The 21337-nt window shown below is 64.4% G+C and carries 27 protein-coding genes and 1 tRNA gene; 11 read left to right on the forward strand and 17 right to left on the reverse strand.

Annotated features, from left to right (window positions below):
• The first annotated feature begins 16 nt into the window (after nucleotides 1–16).
• Nucleotides 17–628 (forward strand): alpha-ketoglutarate-dependent dioxygenase AlkB family protein, encoded by a 612-nt coding sequence (locus AC5Y5C_RS20410; RefSeq protein ID WP_499975778.1) that lies wholly within the window; start codon nucleotides 17–19, stop codon nucleotides 626–628.
• On the opposite strand, the gene AC5Y5C_RS20415 is transcribed toward AC5Y5C_RS20410, so the two are convergent.
• Entirely contained in the window at nucleotides 625–1311 is a 687-nt protein-coding gene (locus AC5Y5C_RS20415) for a DUF5642 family protein (protein ID WP_499975780.1), read from the reverse strand. The two genes, AC5Y5C_RS20410 and AC5Y5C_RS20415, sit on opposite strands and share 4 nt — an antisense overlap.
• Nucleotides 1312–1407: 96 nt before the next feature.
• Between AC5Y5C_RS20415 and AC5Y5C_RS20420 the strand changes: the two genes are divergently transcribed.
• Both AC5Y5C_RS20420 and AC5Y5C_RS20425 read left to right on the forward strand, forming a co-directional pair.
• Complete coding sequence (locus AC5Y5C_RS20420) at nucleotides 1408–1731, forward strand: hypothetical protein (RefSeq protein ID WP_499975781.1); 324 nt, start codon at nucleotides 1408–1410, stop codon at nucleotides 1729–1731.
• 270 nt (nucleotides 1732–2001) lie between these two features.
• Nucleotides 2002–2313: a hypothetical protein gene (locus tag AC5Y5C_RS20425; RefSeq protein WP_499975784.1), complete on the forward strand. Its 312-nt coding sequence runs from the start codon at nucleotides 2002–2004 to the stop codon at nucleotides 2311–2313.
• Between the two features lie 58 nt (nucleotides 2314–2371).
• Here the strand turns inward: AC5Y5C_RS20425 and AC5Y5C_RS20430 are convergent, their stop codons facing one another.
• The 5 genes from AC5Y5C_RS20430 to AC5Y5C_RS20450 form a co-directional block, all read right to left on the reverse strand.
• Complete coding sequence (locus AC5Y5C_RS20430) at nucleotides 2372–3265, reverse strand: metal-dependent hydrolase (RefSeq protein WP_499975788.1); 894 nt, start codon at nucleotides 3263–3265, stop codon at nucleotides 2372–2374.
• 92 nt (nucleotides 3266–3357) lie between these two features.
• Complete coding sequence (locus AC5Y5C_RS20435; protein WP_499975792.1) at nucleotides 3358–4119, reverse strand: phosphatidylethanolamine N-methyltransferase family domain-containing protein; 762 nt, start codon at nucleotides 4117–4119, stop codon at nucleotides 3358–3360.
• 29 nt (nucleotides 4120–4148) lie between these two features.
• Nucleotides 4149–4781, reverse strand: a complete 633-nt coding sequence (locus AC5Y5C_RS20440) for a sensor domain-containing protein (protein ID WP_499975794.1) — start codon at nucleotides 4779–4781, stop codon at nucleotides 4149–4151.
• A gap of 51 nt (nucleotides 4782–4832) precedes the next feature.
• The gene (locus tag AC5Y5C_RS20445) at nucleotides 4833–5561 is read right to left on the reverse strand and encodes an MBL fold metallo-hydrolase (RefSeq protein ID WP_499975797.1); all 729 of its coding nucleotides are present in this window, start codon (nucleotides 5559–5561) and stop codon (nucleotides 4833–4835) included.
• Nucleotides 5562–5571: 10 nt separating this feature from the next.
• Entirely contained in the window at nucleotides 5572–6381 is an 810-nt protein-coding gene (locus AC5Y5C_RS20450) for a sulfite exporter TauE/SafE family protein (protein ID WP_499976107.1), read from the reverse strand.
• Between the two features lie 88 nt (nucleotides 6382–6469).
• Here AC5Y5C_RS20450 and AC5Y5C_RS20455 point away from each other — a divergent pair, with 88 nt between their 5' ends.
• Genes AC5Y5C_RS20455 through AC5Y5C_RS20465 form a run of 3 tightly spaced genes read left to right on the forward strand, consistent with a single transcriptional unit; the run spans nucleotide 6470 to nucleotide 7798 of the window.
• Entirely contained in the window at nucleotides 6470–7225 is a 756-nt protein-coding gene (locus AC5Y5C_RS20455) for an AraC family transcriptional regulator (RefSeq protein WP_499975800.1), read from the forward strand.
• A 16-nt stretch (nucleotides 7226–7241) separates the two neighbouring features.
• On the forward strand, nucleotides 7242–7517 hold the full coding sequence (locus AC5Y5C_RS20460; RefSeq protein WP_499975803.1) for a hypothetical protein: 276 nt from the start codon (nucleotides 7242–7244) through the stop codon (nucleotides 7515–7517).
• Nucleotides 7518–7573: 56 nt separating this feature from the next.
• Nucleotides 7574–7798: a hypothetical protein gene (locus AC5Y5C_RS20465; protein WP_499975806.1), complete on the forward strand. Its 225-nt coding sequence runs from the start codon at nucleotides 7574–7576 to the stop codon at nucleotides 7796–7798.
• A gap of 60 nt (nucleotides 7799–7858) precedes the next feature.
• On the opposite strand, the gene AC5Y5C_RS20470 is transcribed toward AC5Y5C_RS20465, so the two are convergent.
• Together AC5Y5C_RS20470 and sepX are read right to left on the reverse strand one after the other, a co-directional pair.
• Nucleotides 7859–7934 (reverse strand) — tRNA-Ala (locus AC5Y5C_RS20470).
• A gap of 50 nt (nucleotides 7935–7984) precedes the next feature.
• Complete coding sequence (sepX, locus tag AC5Y5C_RS20475) at nucleotides 7985–8995, reverse strand: divisome protein SepX/GlpR (protein WP_499975809.1); 1011 nt, start codon at nucleotides 8993–8995, stop codon at nucleotides 7985–7987.
• Nucleotides 8996–9264: 269 nt separating this feature from the next.
• Between sepX and AC5Y5C_RS20480 the strand changes: the two genes are divergently transcribed.
• Complete coding sequence (locus tag AC5Y5C_RS20480; RefSeq protein ID WP_499975811.1) at nucleotides 9265–10308, forward strand: DUF559 domain-containing protein; 1044 nt, start codon at nucleotides 9265–9267, stop codon at nucleotides 10306–10308.
• Here the strand turns inward: AC5Y5C_RS20480 and AC5Y5C_RS20485 are convergent.
• The 3 genes from AC5Y5C_RS20485 to AC5Y5C_RS20495 are packed head-to-tail and all read right to left on the reverse strand — an operon-like array spanning nucleotide 10221 to nucleotide 13155.
• Nucleotides 10221–10874, reverse strand: coding sequence for a GNAT family N-acetyltransferase (locus tag AC5Y5C_RS20485; RefSeq protein ID WP_078325037.1), 654 nt, complete (start codon nucleotides 10872–10874; stop codon nucleotides 10221–10223). The two genes, AC5Y5C_RS20480 and AC5Y5C_RS20485, sit on opposite strands and share 88 nt — an antisense overlap.
• Nucleotides 10875–10902: 28 nt before the next feature.
• Complete coding sequence (glp, locus tag AC5Y5C_RS20490; protein ID WP_499975813.1) at nucleotides 10903–12210, reverse strand: molybdotransferase-like divisome protein Glp; 1308 nt, start codon at nucleotides 12208–12210, stop codon at nucleotides 10903–10905.
• Between the two features lie 15 nt (nucleotides 12211–12225).
• A complete protein-coding gene (locus AC5Y5C_RS20495) occupies nucleotides 12226–13155 on the reverse strand; it encodes a UTP--glucose-1-phosphate uridylyltransferase (protein ID WP_499975815.1) in 930 nt (309 codons plus the stop codon).
• Between the two features lie 89 nt (nucleotides 13156–13244).
• Here AC5Y5C_RS20495 and AC5Y5C_RS20500 point away from each other — a divergent pair, with 89 nt between their 5' ends.
• The 4 genes from AC5Y5C_RS20500 to mscL all read left to right on the forward strand — a co-directional run bounded on the left by AC5Y5C_RS20500 (nucleotide 13245) and on the right by mscL (nucleotide 15383).
• A complete protein-coding gene (locus AC5Y5C_RS20500; protein WP_499976109.1) occupies nucleotides 13245–13814 on the forward strand; it encodes a 5-formyltetrahydrofolate cyclo-ligase in 570 nt (189 codons plus the stop codon).
• A gap of 89 nt (nucleotides 13815–13903) precedes the next feature.
• Nucleotides 13904–14239, forward strand: coding sequence for an FmdB family zinc ribbon protein (locus tag AC5Y5C_RS20505; RefSeq protein WP_499975817.1), 336 nt, complete (start codon nucleotides 13904–13906; stop codon nucleotides 14237–14239).
• A 64-nt stretch (nucleotides 14240–14303) separates the two neighbouring features.
• Entirely contained in the window at nucleotides 14304–14978 is a 675-nt protein-coding gene (locus AC5Y5C_RS20510; protein WP_499975818.1) for an SAF domain-containing protein, read from the forward strand.
• A gap of 9 nt (nucleotides 14979–14987) precedes the next feature.
• Entirely contained in the window at nucleotides 14988–15383 is a 396-nt protein-coding gene (gene mscL / locus AC5Y5C_RS20515) for a large-conductance mechanosensitive channel protein MscL (RefSeq protein WP_499975819.1), read from the forward strand.
• Between the two features lie 26 nt (nucleotides 15384–15409).
• On the opposite strand, the gene mspA (AC5Y5C_RS20520) is transcribed toward mscL, so the two are convergent.
• From mspA (AC5Y5C_RS20520) to AC5Y5C_RS20545, 6 genes are all read right to left on the reverse strand, one after another.
• The gene (gene mspA, locus AC5Y5C_RS20520; RefSeq protein ID WP_499976111.1) at nucleotides 15410–16039 is read right to left on the reverse strand and encodes a porin MspA; all 630 of its coding nucleotides are present in this window, start codon (nucleotides 16037–16039) and stop codon (nucleotides 15410–15412) included.
• Nucleotides 16040–16729: 690 nt separating this feature from the next.
• Nucleotides 16730–17335, reverse strand: coding sequence for a porin MspA (gene mspA / locus AC5Y5C_RS20525; protein WP_412457851.1), 606 nt, complete (start codon nucleotides 17333–17335; stop codon nucleotides 16730–16732).
• A gap of 369 nt (nucleotides 17336–17704) precedes the next feature.
• On the reverse strand, nucleotides 17705–17908 hold the full coding sequence (locus tag AC5Y5C_RS20530; protein ID WP_499975821.1) for a hypothetical protein: 204 nt from the start codon (nucleotides 17906–17908) through the stop codon (nucleotides 17705–17707).
• A gap of 4 nt (nucleotides 17909–17912) precedes the next feature.
• The gene (locus tag AC5Y5C_RS20535) at nucleotides 17913–18410 is read right to left on the reverse strand and encodes a MogA/MoaB family molybdenum cofactor biosynthesis protein (RefSeq protein ID WP_078297529.1); all 498 of its coding nucleotides are present in this window, start codon (nucleotides 18408–18410) and stop codon (nucleotides 17913–17915) included.
• A gap of 35 nt (nucleotides 18411–18445) precedes the next feature.
• The gene (locus tag AC5Y5C_RS20540) at nucleotides 18446–19753 is read right to left on the reverse strand and encodes a S1C family serine protease (RefSeq protein ID WP_499975823.1); all 1308 of its coding nucleotides are present in this window, start codon (nucleotides 19751–19753) and stop codon (nucleotides 18446–18448) included.
• Between the two features lie 41 nt (nucleotides 19754–19794).
• Nucleotides 19795–21330, reverse strand: a complete 1536-nt coding sequence (locus AC5Y5C_RS20545) for a HAMP domain-containing sensor histidine kinase (RefSeq protein ID WP_499975825.1) — start codon at nucleotides 21328–21330, stop codon at nucleotides 19795–19797.
• Between the last annotated feature and the right edge of the window lie 7 nt (nucleotides 21331–21337).

The following is a 21337-nucleotide window of genomic DNA, read 5'->3' on the forward strand; positions in this document are numbered from 1 at the left end:
GCGATACTATGAGTGGGTGACAGCCTCTCCACACGCTGTGCAGGCATCCCTGTTCGGCGCACCACCGGTCCCGCGCCGCGAATTGGCGGGCGGCGCTTGGCTTGAGGTGCACCATGAATGGCTCGGACGTGCGGACCACCTCCTGGGCCAGTTGTTGGCACAGGTGCCGTGGCGTGCCGAGCGCCGCCGCATGTACGACCGCACCCTCGATGTCCCCCGGCTGGTCAGCTTCCACGATCTGAGCGCGGGCCCCCCGCCGCACCCGGTGCTGGAGGCCATCTGCGACCGCCTCAACAGCGAGTACGGCCCCGAACTCGGCGAGCCGTTCACCACAGTGGGCCTGTGCCAATACCGCGACGGCACCGATAGCGTCGCCTGGCACGGCGACACCATCGGGCGGGGCCTCCGCGAGGACACCATGGTGGCGATCGTAAGCATCGGCGCGACGCGCACATTCGCGCTACGGCCGCGGCTCGGCGGAGACTCGGTCCGCATCGCCGTGGGCCATGGCGATCTTCTGGTGATGGGAGGCACCTGCCAACGAACGTGGGAACATGCCATCCCGAAGACGTCCAAACCGGTGGGTCCGCGGATCAGCCTGCAGTACCGGCCCCGCGACGTGCGCTAAGAACGGACGGCGGCTACCGCCTTGACCAGTAGATCCGACGCGCGCTTGCCGTCCGGCAGCGCGGGCGGCACATTGCCCACCGCGACCGGACTGACCGTGACCACCACCATGTAGCGGCCGAGATATGCCGAGTAGTTCAGCACCTCCTGGCCGACGGCCTTGCCCGAGGTACCACTGAGTACGTCACGCTTCATGCCGAGCGTGCGGGCACCGTCGATGGCGGGTGCGTCGACCACCTCGGTCTGCCCCACGATTCCGTTGCCGCGGAAACCAACCTTCTTGCATTCCTCCGACACGGCAGGATCGAACGGGACCTCCTGGGAAGTCTCCACCGCTACCGCCACATACCGATTTCCCGCCCCCGTGGCGGTGAGCGCGGCCATGTTTCCCTTGAGCCCGGCCGGTACGGCACTGCCGCCGCTGTATTTGGCACAGCCTGCGGGGTCCACCGTCATCCCCGCCGGTAGCGGCGCGGGCGAGAGCAGCTTGGGATCCATCCCCGCTGGTTCCATCGTCTTGATGGCGAACTCCGGCCCGAACTGACTCTTCAGCGCGGCAATGTTGCCGATCTTGACATTGTGATTGACGGGATCCTGGACGGTTCGACTACAACCCGGCACCGCGAGCGCAAGCGCACAGGTGGCCCAGATTCCCCAGCTCTTGACGGTCACCGGCTTCGACACCCGGCCACTGTATCGATTCAGACCGAAAAATCGATGGCACCTATAGGGAACAATGTCTGTGTGGCCAAGAGTTAGAAACTGTGAGGACGGTGTGAGATGAAGACGGTGGTTAGGCTGACACGGTTGTGTCTGATGACAGTGGGCGTCGGCGCGTTGATGACCCTGACCCCCGGGACGGCACTCGCCGATGACGCACAGTCGGTCATCAACCAGTACCAGTCGCAGGGCTACCAAGTCATCATCGACCGAAACGGCTCCGCCCCAACCAACAAGTGCACGGTGTCCAACATCCGCAACGGGCAGGACGTCTATCGCACCGAGTATCAGCGCACCTGGATGCCCAGCGGCAAATGGCTGGTGCTGCCGGTTCGGGTGCTTGACCACAAATTGGTGTACATATCCCTTAACTGCAACGTCTAGTTAGCCTTACCTAACCCGATTTGCCGGTTCGCTGAGTGCTGCGCGCTCGCAGGTCCCGTTACGCGGTCCGCCTAAGAGGGCGCGAAGCCCCGGCTGTGAATTTGGCGTTAATTTCGCCGACCGGGAATCAATCTGGGTATTACCGCGTTGGACTGGACAGATTCACGAACGTTGATGATTCAGCGAGTCGGGAATTGGGTCTTTGTGTGGTATGCGGACACATCTGCGTAACACGTGGGCCACGGGGAACGAGGCGAGAGGAGTGAAATCGTGAAGAAATTGTTATTTGCAGGTATTGCCGCAGCTGGCATCATCGGTGCATCGCTGGGATCGGCAAGTGTCGCACTCGCCGGACCAAGCGGATCGGGCGATGCCAACGCCGTCATCAATGACCTCAAGTCCAACGGGTACCGAGTGATCGTCTCCAAGACGGGTGCCGGTGACCTGACCAAGTGCACCGTCGAGTCGGTCACACAGGAGTCGCCCGTCAACAACGTGCAAGCAGCACGTGACGTGCGAAACAACCCCACCACCGTGCCGACGGTCGATCGCAAGGTCGCGCATGTCGCGCTGAGCTGCTGAACAAACACAGCAGTAACCTGACAATGCCCCGGGCCACAAGCCCGGGGCATTGTTGTCTCTACTTCAGATGATCGACCAATGCGCCCTCGGCGCCGAACAGTTCGGCGCGCCACTGGTCCAGGAGCGCCTCGGTGTCGAGATCGTCGGGGTGGAAGTCCTTCTTCATATAGACGGCCAACCTGCCGATCATCCCGTCGTTCAGCAGCGGTCCCCGGACCAGGCCGACCGTTTCGCGGAGCACCCGTCCAGGCTGGCGCCGGCCGTCCGGATCACTCCACGCGATGGAGAACCACGAGCCCGCCGTGGCGAATGGCACCGTACCTGTCCAGATGACGGCCATCACCGCACGCCGTAGCCATTCGGGCCCGCCGACCGCACGGTAGACGTCGAAGGCCACCGATTTGTGCTCCAACTCCTCGATGGCGTGCCAGTACAACAGATTCCGCACCTCGTCGTCGGTCACCATGCCTTGCAGCTCCCCGCTCTCGAGCAGCCGCTCGGCCAGAACCGCGGTGTAGTGCTCAAGCGCTGCGGTGGCGGCGAGCATGGTCAGTCGGACGTACTTGAGGCGGTCCATGTTGGGCAGGTACTTGTCGACGAGGTCTTCAACCTTGCCGGAGCGCCGCCCTATTGTCTCGACCATCTTGCTGCGATAACCCATTTCCGTGAGCTTCTCGTTGAGCTCGCGATGGTGCAGGCCGTGAGTGACTTCCTGACCGATGAACCCGGCGACGCGTTTCTTGAGCGTCGGCTCGGTGATCCTGTCGGCGTAGCGACGCACCGATCGGACGAAGAACTCCTCCCCAGGCGGGAACACCGCGGAGGCGCCCGCCAGTACATGGCTCAACGCGATGTCGTTGTCGGCGAAGTGCCTTCGCATCGGGACGGGGTCACCAAACCAAAATCTGATGCGCCGCGTCTTCGGGTATGAGGCCGTTACCGGAGCAGCCATCTCGCACACACCTCCACATTGATCGTGTAACTCAGTGTTACACGAAACGCTTACGTTTTGAAGTAGTGCGTAAAAGTTAAGGGCTTAGGTCCTTACAGCAGCCCGGGAACGATGGCCTTGCGCTCGCGCGGGTACTCGTCGGGGAAGGTCTCGCGATACCACCGGTGGATCGACAGCGCCCTCGGCAGCAGATTGGCGATCGAGAACAACACGAAAACCAGCCCGGGCAGCGTCCACGCCATGAGCGCCCAGCCCGCCCAGAGGATGATCTCGCCAAAGTAGTTGGCCGCCGACACCCATGTGAACGCACCGCCGTACGGAATGCGGTACCCCTCGAAGCCATCGGATCGCAGGTTGATGAGAATGCGGTCGGCCTGGAAGTTCACGATCCAGCCGGCGACCGCGACAAGTGCACCGAGGAAGAACCGGGGATCGGTGAACCAGGCGGAGCTCTGCAGATGCGCGGCAAAGGCGACCGCGTATCCGTTGGCGAAACCATTGACCGCGTTGAAGACGAAGCCGAACGCGATCCCGCTGTAGGGGAAACGTTTTCCGCTGCCCTTGCGGGAGAGCGGATAGATCAGTCCGCGATACAGGTAGTGGCACTGCCACAGGATGTACAGCACGAGCGCCGGTGCACCGTGGTGATGCGCGACGATCCAGAAGGTGACCGTGAACGCCCACCACTGCGGACATTCGAAGATCAGCCAACCGATCTTCGCGGGGGCGGTGAACCTCTCGTCCGGTTTGGCGAACCGGCCGTAGGGATTGGTGAACCAGAAACCACTGACGAAGGTGACGACGGCCAGGATTACTAAGAAGATGATCGCACCGTGATACAGCTCGGTAAGCACACCGGGACAGTACCGAGTGAACGGTGGTTCTAAGCAGGGTCGATGATGTTCGTCTTCAACTGGTTGGCAACCTGACCGGCGACCTCGGCGTTGTCGGTGGCGCCCGAGGAGGTCACCCCGTACACCACATTGCCCGTGGTGTGCACGCGCGTGGCACCGGTGCTGTCGGCCCACGTGATCGTGATCGGGTTATGCATACCGAAGGTGTACGCATCGGGCGACTGCGCCCTGCACTTGGTGAATGCCTCTGTCAGCCGCCGAAATTCCGATTGGGCAGCGGGCTTGTCAGGATAGATCGCGATGACCTCGTGCAGCATCTGATGCGGGTCGGTCGTGCTGCCGACATTGAGCTGACGGAATGCTTGCCAGCCATCGCCCACGTCGCCTTGTGATGTCGCGTGCAACAACCCACACGGATCCCCAGGGTCGACGGCGGGCCCGTAGATCGGCGCCGAGTCGGTCTGTGTCTTGTCTGCCGTGGGAAAGCCGAGGGATTTGATCTCATCGAGCCCGGCGAACAGCGAATCTGCTGCCGCAGCATTGACTTTGAGCTCGGTCACCTCTGGAGCGGATGTTTGCGTGACCGGACTGACGGGATGAGAGCAGCCGGCAACCGCGACAAGGGTGAGAAGGCCTGATCCGACCCATGCTGTCCGCGCCATCTGAAGATTATGGAGGGTCAACCTGGGAAATCCCTGGGTGATCGGCGTCGATCAGGTGAAATCTGGAGCGAAGGCGTCCGCCGCCGCGGCAATCTGAGCGGCGGCGTTCTGCAGGACGGCCTCACCGTGGCCGAATCCGGCGATGTTCGCTCCGGTGGCAGCCAGTCTGGCAAGGGAGTTCACCGCGGCCTCCCAATCGGTATTGAAGACACCGAGGATGACCTGTCCGTTGAACTCGGCCGCCGCATCACCCGTCAGCACGGCATCGGCCGCGGGCAGGTAGAGGGCGATGCTGCCCGGGGTGTGGCCCGGCACCACGATGACGCGGGTACCGCCCGCGAAGTCCAGGACGTCACCGTCCCGCACCGGATGATCGATGCGGCATGCCGGTCCATGCGGCGGCTCCTCGAACCCCGGACGCAGGGCCCGCTCCCCGGCGGTCAACACAGGTAGCGGACCGCGCCCCTCTCCTGCGACAAAGGGTGAGTCATCTTCCCCCGCAATCACTTCGGCCTGCGACCAGGCGGCGATCTCCGCGGCGGCCCCGACATGGTCCTCGTGAAAATGCGTGAGCACGATCCGGGCAAGATCCGCGCGGTCCTTACCGAGACGGTGAAGTGCTTGTTCGATCAACGCCGCGCTGTCCGGCCACCCGGTATCGACGAGCGTCACCCCGTCGGGCCCCAGCCAGAGATAGCAGTTCAGTAGATGCGCCCGACCGCCCGGAATACGCAGACGGTAGAGCGAGGGCGCGAGCCGCTGCAGGTCGAGAGACGGCATGCCCACGACGCTACGTGGCGCGCCAGAACGCGCCAGGAGACAGCACCATGGCAACGGCCGACATGATCAGCAGTCCGACATATGCCCAGGCATGCGCGGTGTCGGGAAGCCGGGGCGGCCGCCGCCGCAGCCACACCACCACCGGCAGCGCACCGATCAGAAGCGCAGCGGCAGAGCGGAAATCCACCGCACCGACGAGGTACGGCTCATGCGTCACCGCAGCGGACGCGCTTCCAAGAAAGACCGCCAACGCCGGCACGCTGATCGCCAGCGTCAACGGATTCGCCAGCGCGGTAGCCGTATTCATCGGCTGACCATTGCGGCGGAGCAAGGGAACTGTCATCACACTGCCCCCCACCCCCAGGAATGAGGCGGTCGCACCGATGGGGACGCCCAACATGGGCGAGATGGCGAACTCCCGTTGGGGGCCGTCAATCACGGTGGGGCGGTGCAGGAATCCGGGGCGCAGCAGCACATCGGCGATCGTGATCATCAGATAGGCCACGAATCCCCACGTGGTGAGGTGCGGAGGCGCCAGCCTGACCAGTCCCGCTCCGAGAGCACCCCCGCACCCCAGCAAGGCAATGAGCGCTACCGCACTTCTCAAGTACACCAACGTAGTACGTGAGGTCGCCACGGTGGCTACCGCCGCGTTGACCACCATGACGACCGCCGAGGTCGCCACGGCCACGTGCATCGCTGCCCCACCCCATGCACCGTCCACCCAGACAATCACTGGGACGGTGACGAATCCGCCGCCGAAACCGAACAGCACCGTGGTGAGCCCCGTCAGAACTCCGATCACCACCAACACGATCACGCTCATTGGACCAGTCCAACCGGCATGACGCGTGCAGACAATCGAATGCTGGCTCAATTCATTCGAGTTTCAGCCATATCCTGGTGGGATGCGGAACGTACCGCTCGCCGATGTCGACCACCTGCCCCACGACGTATTGCCCATCAGCACCGACTACGCCAACGGGCAGCTCTTGGATTGGCACGAGCATCGACGTGCCCAGTTCCTCTACGGAACCACCGGCACGATGATCGTCGACACCGATGCCGGAACCTGGACGGTGCCCACGCGTCGCGCCGTCATGATCCCCGCGCGCACCCGTCATCGAGTGCGAATGCTGGAGGTGCGCACCGGCAGCCTCTATATTGAGCCGTCGGCCGTTCCGTGGTGGCCGTCATCGTGCGTGGTCGTCGACGTCGGCCCATTGATGCACGAACTTCTCAGCGCAGCAGCAGATCTGGCCGCCGACTACGACCTCGCGGGACGCGACGGAGCGCTTACCGCACTCCTGCTGCATGAACTGGCGTCCTTCACCGCGCTGCCGTTGCATGTCGATGTGCCGCGGTCACCCGACCTGGCGCGGCTGTGTCACGAGTACCTCGACGCTCCGGATGTCTCGGTCTCCAATGCTCAATGGGCGCACCGCCTGAACACCAGCGAGCGCTCGCTGACTCGCCGGTTCCGCGATGAGGTCGCGATGAGCCCAGCGGCGTGGCGGGTACGGGCGCGACTACTCGCAGCGGTACCGCTGCTGCGGCAGCAGTCGGTGAGCCAGGTTGCCGGGCGGCTCGGCTATGCCACACCCGCCGCCTTCTCCTACGCCTTCACCCGAGCGTTCGACATAGCCCCGTCGCGGATCCGATGACCTAGAGTTCACGGCTATGAGCCGGACCGCGATCATCATCATCGTCGGAGTTATCGCAGCACTGGTGTTCCTCGCCGTCGGCGCTCTGGTCAAGAGAGTCGGAATTCAGGACGCCGTCACCCATTTCCTGGTTGCCTGGGCCAGCGTTGCCGTATTCAACATGAGCGTGGGCGTCTTCGAGGCCGGATATGGCGTTGCCGAGGAGCTCCCGGTGTTGCTGGCGGTGTTCGGGGTCCCGGCGGCGGTTGCCGGGATCGGCTGGCTTGGTGCTCGGCGCCTCGCGCGGTCCTGACTACCCACGCCACAGCCTCGAAGCACAGGTCAGCGCTTGACGATACTGTGGGGCGTATGACGACAACGTTCGTCGGGATAGCAGTGATCGTGGCGATGACCTTTATCGGTATCGGCATGAACGCTGGGCTCTTCAATACCCGCAGGGCACGACAGGCGATACCGCCGTTGGTGGCCCGGGCAGCAGCTCCTGTGTATGCACTCAACCGCCGTATCGGTAACCCGGGCCGCACCGCGAAATCTCGCACGGAAGCCGAATCACCCGACGAATCCACGGACTGAATTGGGCTCCGTCTCGCGCGTGTCGCGGTAAAGAAAAACCCCCGGCAAGCCGGGGGTTCATGGTGGAGCTAAGGGGAATCGAACCCCTGACCTTCTCGATGCGAACGAGACGCGCTACCAACTGCGCTATAGCCCCAAGACGCTAAGACCTTACCAGCCGGTCCCGCGCCAGACCGAATCAGATACCTACTGGCCGACAGCGTGCGGCATGCGGTACTGCCGCGGCTCATCGTAGTAATCCAGGTGCTCGAAAACCGGGTCCTCGTCGTCGATTTCGAGGACGGCCGCTCCCGGACGGCGCAGGCGCTGCGGAACCACATCGAGCTCACGGTCCGCGACGTTCTCCACGCCGACCACACGCGCACGCTGGTAGCGCGCCGCACGGCGACGGCGCAGCTGCTCCTCGATGCGGGTCTGACGGCGCAGGTAGCCCAGGTAAAGCACCGCCATCACGGCCAGCGCGCCGCACGCCCACCACGCGGAGCTGGTCGCGGTCGCGGCCACCACTCCGGCGATCGTCATTGCCGCAACCAGACCGATCAGCACACGCTTCCGGAACGCGAACTTACGGGCGTTCTCCCTGGCCATGGTGTCCGGGTCAAACCGGCGGCGCCGCGACGAGCTGTACACCGGCGGAGCCTGGTGGCGTTCCCGCGTCGGTTCGGCGGGGATGGCCAGACCCGAGGTGTCGTCGACGTACTCGTAGGTGCCCGAATTGGTTTCGGCTCCGGTGTGCGCGCTGGGCGCCTCCTCCAAGTCCTCAAGGTCATCGGACAGCGCGGCATCGCCGGCGGGCAATGCGGTCGCATTCTCGTCGACAACATCGACGTCGACGGGCTCGTCGGTCTCGACCTTCTCGGGACGAACCTTGCGCACCGCCATGGCTTTCACGGCCTGCGCCGCGTCCTTGTCTTCCTCGGTGGGCGCACTCGCGATCACTCCGGTCGAGTCTTCGTCGTCCTCGTCCTCGAGTTCGTCGATGTCCTCGCGACGGAAGTCCGGGTCGCTGCGGTGACCGGCAGCGGGACCGGTGCGGCGCAGCAGCTTGGCTGCTTTCCCGTTGAGGACCCGGGTCGCCAGGGCGACATCACTCGTGCGCTTCACCACGTCACGCTTGTTGATCAACATCGGCACCAGGACAAACAGCCACAGCACGACCAGTCCGATCCACAACACCGATTGGGGGATGCTCGGCATCTCGGCCTGCTCCTTTCTGCGCGCGTCAGGTGTGCCTTGCGCCTAAGCCTCAGGTCAAGGCTAGGTTGGCGATCTGCGCACGCTATGAGGCGCGCCGATACCAATTACACACCTGTAATTCTACAGGGGCAAGCATCACAGGCCCCAATAGTCACATCTGTCTCAGTAATATCCGGCGATTCTGCGTCTCACGACACTTTTGAGCGGGAAAACGTCGTGAGACGCAGACTCGCGGCGGGGGTGTCGGAGCGCGGTGGGACGCTGCCGTCATGGGGGAGATTCCAGCATTACCCGCCTGGCCATTCCGATCAGCCGATGTACTCGCATCCGGCGCAATCTCCGAACGCCGGCTGCGCCGGTGGTATCGGCAGCTGTATCCGGGCGTGTTTGTGCCGAAAGATGCACAGATCACCGCAACCGAGCGGGCCGTCGCGGCCTGGCACTGGTCGCGACGCCGCGGTGTTGTCGCTGGGCTGTCGGCAGCTGCACTGCACGGTGCGAAATGGATCGACGGCGATCGTCCTGCTGAACTCGTGTTTGGCAACTACCGAACACCGTCCGGATTGACGGTCCATCGGGATCTGTTACTCGCCAACGAAATCACCGAGGTCGACGGCATGAAAACCACGACGGCCGCACGCACGGCGTTCGACCTAGGGCGCCGGTTGGCTGTTAGCCACGCCGTAGAACGGATCGATGCCCTGATGAACGTGACCGGCCTGACCACATCCGGGGTAGACGCGGTGCTGACCGCCCATCCGGGCGTCCGCGGGGTCGTGCGCCTACGCGAGGTGCTCGAACTCGTCGACGCGGGAGCCGAGTCACCACAAGAAACCCGCACGCGCCTGCTCCTGGTGCGCAGCGGCTTCCCGAAACCCCAGACACAGATCCGAGTATTCGACCGGTTCGGGGACTTCGTCGCACGAGTCGACATGGGATGGGAGGAGGCCAAGGTCGGTATCGAATTCGACGGTGCGCAACATTGGACGGATGCGCGCCAACGATCCCGGGACATCGACCGTGCCGCCGCACTCACGGATGAAGACTGGACGATCATCCGGGTGACCTCGGAGCTGCTTCGGCACCGTCCAGGCACGATCGTCAGCCGCGTCGACGAAGCACTTCAGATCGCGAGTCTGCGCCTCACGACGGTTTCCCGCTCAAAAGCGTCGTCAGACGCAGACTCGCGGGGAGATACAGGAGACACGGGAGGAACAGAGCGAGCTCAGACCCAGGCGGCATTTCCGGAACGCACCAGCATCGCGGCCACCGAACCCCGCACCTCTTCGACCGTCATCGCCACCAGCAGGTGATCACGCCAGGCACCGTCGACGTCGAGGTACCGCCTGAGCAGCCCCTCCTCGCGAAAGCCGACCTTCGACAGCACCGCACGGCTGGCCCCGTTCTCCGGCCGCACCGTTGCCTCCACTCGGTGCAAGGTGACAGGCCCAAAACAATGATCGAGCCCCAGCGCGAGCGCCGCCGTCGCCACTCCTTGCCGGGTGACCGTGCTGACCACCCAGTACCCGATCCACGCCGAACGCAGCGCACCGTGCGCGATGTTGCCGATCGTCAGCTGCCCGACGAAATGACCATTCAGTTCGATCGCGCACGGAATCATCCGCCCCTTACGGGCCTCGGCCCGCAGACCCGAACACAACGCGGGCCATGAGGACACGCCATGGCGCGCCATCCAATCGACCTCCGAGGACGGTTCCCACGGTTGCAGATGCGTTTGGTCGGCCAGCCGCGCCCGGCTCCACGCCATCCCATCCCGCAACCGGATAGGCCGCACCGACACCACCCCTGCAGGTACACGCAGTTTCCCGAGCGACATCGGCCAACCGGGATGCGCACTCTCCTGACGCCAGACGCTCATCCGGGCTCCTGGTCTTCGCGCCAGACGCTCATCCGCGCTGCGCCAGGAACGCGACCTCGACGATCTCCCCGGTACGGACTTGTTCCACTTCGGCGGGCACGATCACGAGGCAATTCGCCTCCGCGAGCGTCGCGAGAAGGTGCGAGGACGCACCCGGCGCACCCAGAATCTGCACCAGATACTCCCCCGTGTCCTGGTCACGCATCAGCTGACCGCGCAGAAAACCCTTGCGCCCAGCGATAGAGGTAATAGGAGACACGGTGCGCGCCCGCACAATTCGGCGCTGCGCATGCCGGCGCCCCAGCGCCAACCGGATCAGCGGCCGCACCATGACCTCGAAAACCACCAAGGCGCCGACCGGGTTCGCAGGCAGCAGGAAGGTCGGCACCGCGTCGCGGCCCAGCTGACCGAAGCCCTGCACCGAACCCGGATGCATGGCAATGCGCCCGACTTCCATATCGCCCAGCGCCGAGAGTGCCTCGCGAATACCCTCCGCAGCGGCCCCGCCGACAGCACCGGAGACGACGACAACCTCTGCCCGGTTCAGCTGCCCCTCAAGCACCTCGCGGAACGCTGCGGGCTCCGCGCTGACAATGCCGACCCGGTTCACATCGGCGCCCGCATCGCGGGCGGCGGCCGCCAGCGCATAGGAGTTCACGTCGTACACCTGCCCGTTCCCCGGTGTGCGATCGACGTCGACCAGCTCGCCCCCCACACTGATCACCGACAGCCGCGGCCTCGGATGCACCAGCACTCGATCACGTCCCACCGCCGCCAGCAGCCCGACCTGGGCCGCACCGATGATGGTGCCCGCCCGCACGGCGACATCGCCGGGTTGCACGTCATCACCGGTGCGCCGCACGTAGTCACCCGAACGCACCGCGCGCAGCACCTTGACCCGCGACTCACCGCCCTCGGACCAGCGCAACGGCAGCACCGCATCCGCCAATGTCGGCATGGGGGCACCGGTCTGCACCCGCACTGCCTGACGGGGTTGCAGCCGGGTGGGCGTGCGCTCCCCCACCCGCACCGTGCCGACGACGGGTAGCTCGACCGTTCCGATCTCGCCGTTGGATTCCTCTACGTCGTCTTCCTCATCCGGAACACTGCCCTCACCCGGGCTGATCACGCGCACAACGCCACCGGCGGCCTGCACATCGACGCTGCGCACGGCATATCCGTCGATGGCAGCCTGATCGAATCCAGGCAACGGCCGAACGGTCACCACTTCCTCGGCGCACAACAAACCCTGGGCCTCGGCGATCGCCACCCGAACCGGGCGCGGTGCGACCGCAGCCGCCGTCACTTTGGCCTGCTGCTCCTCGACCGAACGCACTGGTGCCTTTCTTACTTACTCCGAATCCGGCAGCGTGGTCGGTCCCAGACCCAGCCGTTCGACCAGCCACTTCCGCAAGCCCGGACCGTAATCGTCGCGGTCCAACGCAAAGTCAACAGCAGCCTTGAGATAGCCGCCGGGATTTCCCAGGTCGTGTCGGGATCCGCGATGCACGACGACATGCACCGGATGCCCCTCTTCAATCAACAGCGCGATGGCATCGGTGAGCTGTAGCTCGCCACCAGCACCCCGCGGAATCCGCTTGAGCGCATCGAAAATCACCCGGTCCAGCAGGTAGCGCCCGGCCGCAGCGTAGTTCGACGGGGCGTCCTCAACCTTCGGCTTCTCCACCATTCCCTTGACGCGCAACACATTTGGGTTGGCAGCATCGGGGACAATCTCGACGTCGAATGCGCCGTAGGAGCTGATCTCCTCCGGCGGCACCTCGATGGCACAGAGCACGGAGCCGCCACGCTTGGCCCGAACCTTGGCCATGGTCACCAGCACACCACGCGGCCACACCAGGTCATCGGGTAGCAGCACCGCGATGGCGTCCTCGTCGTCGTCGAGAACCGGCTCCACACAGCCCACGGCGTGTCCGAGGCCAAGCGGCTCGGCCTGAACCACCGATTGCACCTTGATGAGTCCGGGCGCGCGGCGCACCTTCTCGAGCATGGCGTGCTTCCCGCGGTCTTCGAGCGTGCCCTCAAGCACCAAGTCCTCAACGAAATGCGCGACAACGCCGTCCTTGCCCTCCGAGGTGACGATCACCAGGCGTTCGGCGCCGGCCTCGGCGGCCTCCTCGGCCACCAGCTCAATCCCCGGGGTGTCGACCACCGGCAGTAGTTCCTTGGGCACGGTCTTGGTAGCCGGCAGAAACCGGGTGCCCAGACCTGCGGCGGGCACCACGGCGGTGCGCGGGATGGACACGTCAGGGGCCGTCATAGCCACTCACCCTAACCACTGACCACGGAATTGCGCTGGCAAGGCGGTACCGTCACGGAATCGGCGATCCCCAGAGCACCCCAGAGAACATCAAGGACGTCCTGCGGCAACAGATTGTGCAGGCACGACGGGCGATGCCGCGTGCTGACCGCGAAATTCAGAACGACGCGCTCACCGCGCATGTCGTGACGGCAACCTCGGGGCTTGCGGTGATCGCCGCCTACTTGCCGGTGGGATCCGAGCCCGGGTCCGTCGAGATGCTCGACGCCCTGCTGGCCCGGGGCGTACAGGTCCTGCTGCCGGTCGCGCGCAACGACCCGACAGGGACTCCGACGGCGCTGAGCTGGGGCCAGTACCGCCCGGGAGAGCTGGTGGACGCCACCTTCGGCCTGCGGGAACCGGCGCCACCGGTGTTCGGTCCGGCCACCCTCGCCGACGCCGAGCTGGTGTTGATTCCGGCGCTCGCGGTGGACAGGCAGGGTAACCGGCTGGGCCGGGGTGCCGGGTTCTACGACCGATCGCTGGGGTTCGCCGCACCGTCCGTGGCCCTCATCGCACCCCTGTATGCCGGTGAGATACTCGATGAAATCCCGGCGGGTTCACACGATGTGCCGGTGACTCACGCGCTGACCGCCGACGGATTGGTCACACTTGGCTGAATCCCCAGGCCGCTCGGTGGCGGATCTAGCACTCCAAACGGTAGAGTGCTAGTGGCATTCACGGCTTGTCAGTTCCTGGAGGACCCCTCATGCCCACCTATTCCTATGCATGTGCCGACTGTGGCGACAAGTTCGACATCGTCCAGGCGTTCACTGACGATGCGCTGACTGTGTGTCAAAAGTGCTCGGGCAAGCTGCGCAAGCTGTTCAACTCGGTGGGCATCGTGTTCAAGGGCAGCGGCTTCTACCGCACCGACAGCCGCTCGGGCAGCGTGGACGCCGCCGCGAAGAGTGATTCCGGTGCCAAGAGCGAATCCAAGCCCTCCTCGTCCGAGACGTCAGCGAGCAGCTCGTCGGCGGCGTCGAGCACGTCCAGCTCCTCCAGCTCAAAATCCGCGGCCACCGCGTCCGCGGCCGCCGGCTGACGAGTTATCCACAGCGGCGAATTGCCCGGTGACGCGGGGACACCTGCCGTCCTAGCGTGAGGGCATGGCTCGTTCGCCCCTCGATCCCACTGTGCTGCAGCGCGTATCGGCGGCACTTCGCCCTGATTGGGCACGGACAGCACTGGCTCGCAGAATCACCGCGGCTATCTTGGTGCTGTTCGCGGCGGTCTTGGCATTCCGCCCCGACCCGGCCAACGGCCGCACCGATGTGGTGATAGCCGTCCATGACATCCCTCCCGGCACGATTCTGACCGGCGACGATGTGCGTCTTGAAAAGCGTTCTACGACAATTCTTCCCGACGGTGCAAGTACCGATGCAGGAGTCGTCGTGGGTGCGACGCTGGCCGGGCCGGTCCGTCGCGGGGAAATGCTGACCGATTTACGCGTGCTCGGGCCGCGATTGGCCGAGTCGGCCGCCGGCACAGACGCGCGCATCGTCCCGGTACCACTGGGCGACGCCGCGACACTCGACATGATCCGCACCGGAGATATCGTCGACATCCTCACCGTGGCCGACCACGGCCCGGGTGCGACAGATGCCTCGCCACCTGAGGCCGCCGTCCTGGCAACCGGCGCGGTGGTCGTGTTGGTGTCACCGAAACCCGCCACCAAAGGCGTTGGGACGCAGCGGGTGGTAATGGTCGCATTGCCGCCACAACAGGCAAATCGTGTCGCTGCAATCGCGCTAGTGCAGGCGGTAACGCTGACCTTGCGTTAGTGTCAGAGCATGCTCAAAGGATTCAGAGATTTCCTGCTGCGCGGCAACGTCATTGACCTCGCGGTCGCGGTAGTCATCGGCGCCGCCTTCACCGCGGTGGTCACCAAGTTCAGCGACGCCATCATCCAGCCGTTGATCAATCGGATTGGCACCGGCCCTGATTCGGATCACCCTGCGCTCAGAGTCAGTATCGGCAGTGGGCAGTATCTGGACTTCAACGTCTTGATCACCGCCACCATCAATTTCATCCTGATCGCGGCGGTCGTCTACTTCCTGGTGGTGCTGCCGTACAACACGCTCAAGAGTCGCCTGGCCAAGTCCGGTGAGGACCCCGCGGCGGCAACCGAGGCAGAGCTACTCGTCGAGATCCGCGACCTGCTGGCCGAGCAGAAGAAGGCGTCCTAGCCCTTCTGCCCGGCCCGCCGGTGCGGCTATTTCATGTCCCAGGTTTCGCCGTAGGTGGTGACGCTGTCACCCGCGCTGCTGATCAGCCGTGCATAGGGGCGTAGCAGCACACCACCGGCGGCACCGGTCACCGTGCCATGCGCATTGGATACCGCGACAGCACCCTTGGGGCCCGCGATGGCCACCGAGAACGTCGCGACCTCCTGGATGCCGGGGCCATTGCCCAGGTCAACGTTGATACCCGCCGAGGGCAACAAGTTCGTGGTCTGCACATACGAAGCTTCCGGGGTGCCGCCGAATGCGTTCGGAATACCGTAGAGAATCGAGGTATTCGGCGTCGTGTAGTTGAAGTTCAGCCCCACACCCAGCGACCAGGGGTAACCCACCTGATAGCCCAGCTCCAGCGTGCCCTCGAACGCATCGGCCCCCGGACCCGTCACCTCATAGACCGCGCGGCCCGAATGGAACCACTCACGCGTCAGGCGGTTGCGGTCAAGCGGGAACACACCGTTCAAAAAGGTGTCCCACTGCTGAATCCGAAGCGTCCGCCCCTTGCCATCGACCAGGGTCAGCTCATCATCCAAACCCGCCGTCGCCGTACCCGCCCCGATGACTGCCAGGCCAACCACGCCCGCGACGACGAGTACCACTCGCATGAGGGTGTTGTGCATAACCTGCCAGATGGCAACTGTTCTCATTTAGTTCCCTCAATTCTCAGGGCGGATGTACGCCGCGGCAAATGCCTACTTCGCCAGGACCACATTGTTGCTCAGGCGGGCCAAACGTAACGGCCAAATCATCTCTCTGAGTTTCCCGAATGTTTCTGGGAGGCTAACTCACAGCAGATACACAGCTCTTGTTGCTGCGCGACGCCCATTACTGTGCGTGGCGTCCAGTACTGTGCAGTGTCCTACGTCAGCGCACCCATTAAGTAATGGCGACTACCGCATATCCCAGGTCTCGCCACACGTGATGACGCTGCCTCCGGCACTGCTGATCAAGCGTGCAACAGGACATAACAAAGCACCCCGCCAGCCGTCCCGGTTAACGTCCCGTGGGGCATGGGACACCCAACCGCGCCCTTGGCGCCGGCCCGGACCCTCACCGCGTAACCGCACGGCCCGAATGGAACCACTCACACGTCGGGCGGTTGCGATCGAGCGCAAACCCTCATTCAGAAGGTGCCCACTGCTGAATGCGCCGCCGTGGCTACCCTTTTGAGCAGCCGGCGCGCATAAGAGTTGCCCTCGACCGCCAGATGACGCCTCGACCTATGTGAGGCCGTTAGTCCAGCAGCAAAACACTTATGAGGAAACGTTTGTAGCCCAGATGTCAGCGAGGATTCGCTATTTCATGTCCCAGGTTTCGCCGTAGGTGGTGACGCTGTCACCCGCGCTGCTGATCAGCCGTGCATAGGGGCGTAGCAGCACACCACCGGCGGCACCGGTCACCGTGCCATGCGCATTGGATACCGCGACAGCACCCTTGGGGCCCGCGATGGCCACCGAGAACGTCGCGACCTCCTGGATGCCGGGGCCATTGCCCAGGTCAACGTTGATACCCGCCGAGGGCAACAAGTTCGTGGTCTGCACATACGAAGCTTCCGGGGTGCCGCCGAATGCGTTCGGAATACCGTAGAGAATCGAGGTATTCGGCGTCGTGTAGTTGAAGTTCAGCCCCACACCCAGCGACCAGGGGTAACCCACCTGATAGCCCAGCTCCAGCGTGCCCTCGAACGCATCGGCCCCCGGACCCGTCACCTCATAGACCGCGCGGCCCGAATGGAACCACTCACGCGTCAGGCGGTTGCGGTCAAGCGGGAACACACCGTTCAAAAAGGTGTCCCACTGCTGAATCCGAAGCGTCCGCCCCTTGCCATCGACCAGGGTCAGCTCATCATCCAAACCCGCATGCGCCGTCGCCGCCGTCGCAAAGAGAGCAACAAGAGTCATGACTAGGGCGCCAACCGCCAACAGACCGTGGCGGGCCCAGCCCGATACCTTGCTCAACAGCTTCATTCTGTTCCTATCAGTCCCCTCATGGCGAACATGAGAATTTCCTAAGCGACGGACAGAAGGACGATATCGGCACGGTGACGGCGCGGCAATCTGAACGGCCGTTCTGTTCAAGATCGACTCACCCGCCCCTCACCACGACTGTGAACCGGAAGTTAGCCAAACCCGGGACATCGCCGGGTTAACAATTGGGTGAACGAGCGATTTGCTGGGAAACACGCGAACACGACAAGGAAACCGACACCCCGAATGGGTATGCAGGCCTCGCGACCTGCCGGATTTACGCGTTCGATATGCGGGAATTCCTTAGCCGTGATGAGGCGGAACGTTATCGCGCAACCACCGATCACTTTCGTGCATGCCGCGCGAATCGTTCACATCGCGTTCATCTGGCCCCAAAGACGGCATGGCCTGCCCGAAGATCCGGTCGATATCCGCATTGCTGGGACTTGTTCCCCCCTCGCCACTTTTGTGGCGAAGGTCACAATCGCAGTGCTCCGGGGCCGACACCCGATCAGATCTCCAGGCTGGATAGCTGCTCGATGATCTGAATCGCCATCGGTGTCACCGTGGCCATCCCATCGCGCACCGCGGCGCGCGTGCCCGCGATGTTCACTACCAAGGTGCTGCCCGAAATGCCCGCCACTCCACGCGACAGACCCGCCTCGGTGACACCCGCCGCCAGCCCCGACGACCGGATGGCCTCGGCGATGCCGAGCAGTTCCCTGTCGAGGAGTGGCGCCGTGGCCTCGGGAGTGACATCGCGCGGGGTGACACCCGTGCCACCCACGGTCACCACCAGGTCCACACCGCCGATGACCGCCATATTGACGGCGTTCTGGATCTCGGCCAGGTCCCCCTCGACTGCCACCACACCGTCGACGACGATTCCCGCCTCCGAGAGCAGCTCGGTGACCAGCGGACCACTGGTGTCCTGGTCGCCGTGGGCTGTCCTGTCGTTGACGATGACGACCAGAGATCGCCCCACCGGTCCCACCTCAAGCTCTGTCATGGAAGCAACCGTAACGGCTCGCAGGGACATCTGGGTCATCGGGCGACCTCACCCAGGATCACGTCGGCGGTCTTCTCCGATCCACCGTTGCCATCGGAGTACGTCAGCGTCACCTTGTCCCCCGGCGCCTTGGAGCGCACCGCCGCCACGAGCCCGTCAGCGCTGTTCACCGGGCGGTTGTCCACCTTCGTGACGACCGCGCCATTGGGTATCCCGGCCTTCTCGGCGGCGCCGCCGGCGACCACTTCGACGATCCTGGCGCCCTGGATCTCCTTGTCGTTGCCGACCCGCACCCCCAGGGAGGCGTGGGTGGCGTGGCCGTTGGCGATCAGCTGATCGGCGATCCGCTTGGCCTGGTCGACCGGAATCGCAAAGCCCAGGCCGATCGATCCGCCCTGCGTCTCGCCGCTGGAATCGCCACCCATGGTCGCGATGGCAGAGTTGATTCCCACCAGCTCGCCATTCAAGTTGACCAGCGCACCACCGGAGTTACCCGGGTTAATGGCGGCATCGGTCTGAATGGCGTCCAGCACGGTGTCCTGATTGCCCGCCTGTCCCGCCGTGAACACCGGCCGGTTGAGCGAGCTGACGATCCCGGTGGTCACCGTGCCATCCAGACCCAGCGGCGAACCGATCGCGACAACCGACTGGCCCACAACCAGATTCGCGGACGATCCGAGTGCGACGGGCGTCAGGCCCGAGGCCCCGGTGATGCGGATCACGGCGATGTCGGTGGCGGGATCGATTCCTACCACGGTGAACGGCGAGTTCTTGCCGCCCGCAATGGTGGCGGTGGTCTTGGCGCCGGGCTCCCCTGCCGCCTGCACGACGTGCGCGTTGGTGAGCACCAGACCATCGGCGGAGAGGATCACCCCGGATCCCTCTTCGCTCGAACGACCCATGATCGTTTCCAGCTTGACGACACTCGGAAGCACCTTGGCCGCAACCTGTTCCACCGATCCCGCGGGCAACGCTGCGACCGGCTGGGCGGCAGACGGGCGCCCCGGGGAGATGGGCGTCAGGCCGGTGCTACCGCTCGTGGCAACGGGCGCCTTGTGCTGACGGTCGGCGACCACCGCACCCACCGTCCCGCCCAGACCACCGGAGACCAGAGCCAGAACCACAGCCCCCACCACAAGACCGCCACTGCGTCTCCCCCGCGGCTCCTGAGACTGCTGCGACGCGGGGCGCTGCTGGTTCGGCGCTGCCGGGTAGCCGTATGCCTGTCCCTGGTAGTGCTGACCTGACTGGGCGTGGTGCGCCGGTGCTTGATGCCCATGTTGTTGTCCGGAATAAGGCCCGGACGGCCGGTAGGACCAGCTGCCGTGGGGGTCGTTGGTCATAGGAACTTCCTCACACGTCCTTCATAGGCGTTCACGATCGACTAGCTCGGGTGCCACGCTGCCGGAGGGGACTGAGAATCCACTGAGATCTCCCTCTCGTTTGGCACAGAGTTCCGGCGGCCAGTCGCGTCGCCCATGTTCGGCGACCTGACGGGCCCCGGCCTGCCCGGAAGTAGTACATGCATCGACGTACCCGGGGCCGGGTTACCGTCAACCACCGCACCGGACTCCGTCTCCTCGACCTTGATGGCGCCACCATGTTTCAGCACAACCTGTTTCACGATGGCCAACCCCAAACCAGAGCCCGGCATTCCCCGAGCCGGGGTGGCGCGGTAGAACCGCTCGAAGACCAGATCCCGTTCGGCGGGCGGGATCCCGGGACCGCGATCGGAAATCACCAGCTCGGCGTGCGCAGCATCAACCTGAGCAAGCCGCACCGACACCGTGGTACCCGATGGGCTCCACTTCGCCGCGTTGTCGAGCAGATTGAGAACCGCTCGTGACAGTCCCGCCGCATCTCCGTAGACCTGCCACGGCTGCATGACGACGTCGAATTCGATGTCGTTGCGGCGGCGTCGAACTCGTTCCAGGGCACCATCCACGACTTCGACCATGTCCACCGGCTCGTGCACGATATCGGCGCCATCGCCGCGCGCCAGATCGACCAAATCGCCCACCAATGTGGACAATTCTTCGATCTGGGCAATCACATCGAGTTGCAGCGCCTCCATCTCCTCGTCGGGCAGACGCGGAGCGCCCGGTTGCATGGCGGCCATCAGCAGCTCGGTATTGGTACGCAACGAGGTCAGCGGAGTGCGCAGCTCGTGGCCGGCATCAGTCACCAGCCGCGCCTGGCGGTCTCGAGACTCTGCCAGGGCACGCAACATCGTGTTGAAACTGATGGTGAGTCGCGCCAATTCGTCACTGCCAGTAACGGCAATGGGTCGCAGGTCGTCGGTTCGGGCCACCCGTTCGGCGGCGTCGGTAAGCCTAGCCACCGGCCGCAACCCGGTACCGGCCACCATGGCGCCGGCCGCGGCCGCCACCGCGACACCCACGCCACCGACGATCAACAACACCCAGCCCAGTCGCCGCAGCACGGTATCGGTGGGGTCCAGCGATTTCGCCATGATCAGGGTGCTGCCATTGTCGAGCCTAAGAGCAAGCACCCGTTGGTGATTGACAGTGCGCAGCGACTGCTCCAGTTCGCCGCGGGTCACCGCCTGCTCGGGTGCGCCGTAAGGAATGGTCTGTCCCTGCTGAGTCGCCGAGAAGGTGATCAGCCCCGGGAAGATCAGCTTGGCGTTGACATCGGCCGAATACGCAGTGCCCTCGATGGCGCGACGCGGATCCACCGACAGCAGCCCGCTGCCGATGAGCAGATTGGCGCGATCGTTGAGCTGCTTGTCGACATCGCGATACAACGCCGTGGATACCAATAGGTATGAAGCGACGGCCATCAGCACCACGACCATCGCCACCATCGACATCGCAAGCAACATCACGCGCCAGCGCAGCGATACCGATGAGCTGGTTGCCCGCAGCGGAGAGAACAGTGCAGAGCTAGGTCTGCGCATCCGTAAT

The sequence above is a fragment of the Mycobacterium sp. NGS15 genome (assembly GCF_059813245.1).

Excerpts from the sequence above, each read along its gene's own strand:
- AC5Y5C_RS20420 (WP_499975781.1), top strand. The coding sequence starts at position 1,408 with ATGAAGACGGTGGTTAGGCTGACACGGTTGTGTCTGATGACAGTGGGC.
- AC5Y5C_RS20430 (WP_499975788.1), bottom strand. The coding sequence starts at position 3,265 with ATGGCTGCTCCGGTAACGGCCTCATACCCGAAGACGCGGCGCATCAGA.
- AC5Y5C_RS20440 (WP_499975794.1), bottom strand. The coding sequence starts at position 4,781 with ATGGCGCGGACAGCATGGGTCGGATCAGGCCTTCTCACCCTTGTCGCG.
- AC5Y5C_RS20445 (WP_499975797.1), bottom strand. The coding sequence starts at position 5,561 with ATGCCGTCTCTCGACCTGCAGCGGCTCGCGCCCTCGCTCTACCGTCTG.
- AC5Y5C_RS20455 (WP_499975800.1), top strand. The coding sequence starts at position 6,470 with ATGCGGAACGTACCGCTCGCCGATGTCGACCACCTGCCCCACGACGTA.
- AC5Y5C_RS20460 (WP_499975803.1), top strand. The coding sequence starts at position 7,242 with ATGAGCCGGACCGCGATCATCATCATCGTCGGAGTTATCGCAGCACTG.
- AC5Y5C_RS20465 (WP_499975806.1), top strand. The coding sequence starts at position 7,574 with ATGACGACAACGTTCGTCGGGATAGCAGTGATCGTGGCGATGACCTTT.
- sepX (WP_499975809.1), bottom strand. The coding sequence starts at position 8,995 with ATGCCGAGCATCCCCCAATCGGTGTTGTGGATCGGACTGGTCGTGCTG.
- AC5Y5C_RS20480 (WP_499975811.1), top strand. The coding sequence starts at position 9,265 with ATGGGGGAGATTCCAGCATTACCCGCCTGGCCATTCCGATCAGCCGAT.
- AC5Y5C_RS20485 (WP_078325037.1), bottom strand. The coding sequence starts at position 10,874 with ATGAGCGTCTGGCGTCAGGAGAGTGCGCATCCCGGTTGGCCGATGTCG.
- AC5Y5C_RS20495 (WP_499975815.1), bottom strand. The coding sequence starts at position 13,155 with ATGACGGCCCCTGACGTGTCCATCCCGCGCACCGCCGTGGTGCCCGCC.
- AC5Y5C_RS20505 (WP_499975817.1), top strand. The coding sequence starts at position 13,904 with ATGCCCACCTATTCCTATGCATGTGCCGACTGTGGCGACAAGTTCGAC.
- AC5Y5C_RS20510 (WP_499975818.1), top strand. The coding sequence starts at position 14,304 with ATGGCTCGTTCGCCCCTCGATCCCACTGTGCTGCAGCGCGTATCGGCG.
- mscL (WP_499975819.1), top strand. The coding sequence starts at position 14,988 with ATGCTCAAAGGATTCAGAGATTTCCTGCTGCGCGGCAACGTCATTGAC.
- mspA (WP_499976111.1), bottom strand. The coding sequence starts at position 16,039 with ATGCGAGTGGTACTCGTCGTCGCGGGCGTGGTTGGCCTGGCAGTCATC.
- mspA (WP_412457851.1), bottom strand. The coding sequence starts at position 17,335 with ATGACTCTTGTTGCTCTCTTTGCGACGGCGGCGACGGCGCATGCGGGT.
- AC5Y5C_RS20535 (WP_078297529.1), bottom strand. The coding sequence starts at position 18,410 with ATGACAGAGCTTGAGGTGGGACCGGTGGGGCGATCTCTGGTCGTCATC.
- AC5Y5C_RS20540 (WP_499975823.1), bottom strand. The coding sequence starts at position 19,753 with ATGACCAACGACCCCCACGGCAGCTGGTCCTACCGGCCGTCCGGGCCT.
- AC5Y5C_RS20545 (WP_499975825.1), bottom strand. The coding sequence starts at position 21,330 with ATGCGCAGACCTAGCTCTGCACTGTTCTCTCCGCTGCGGGCAACCAGC.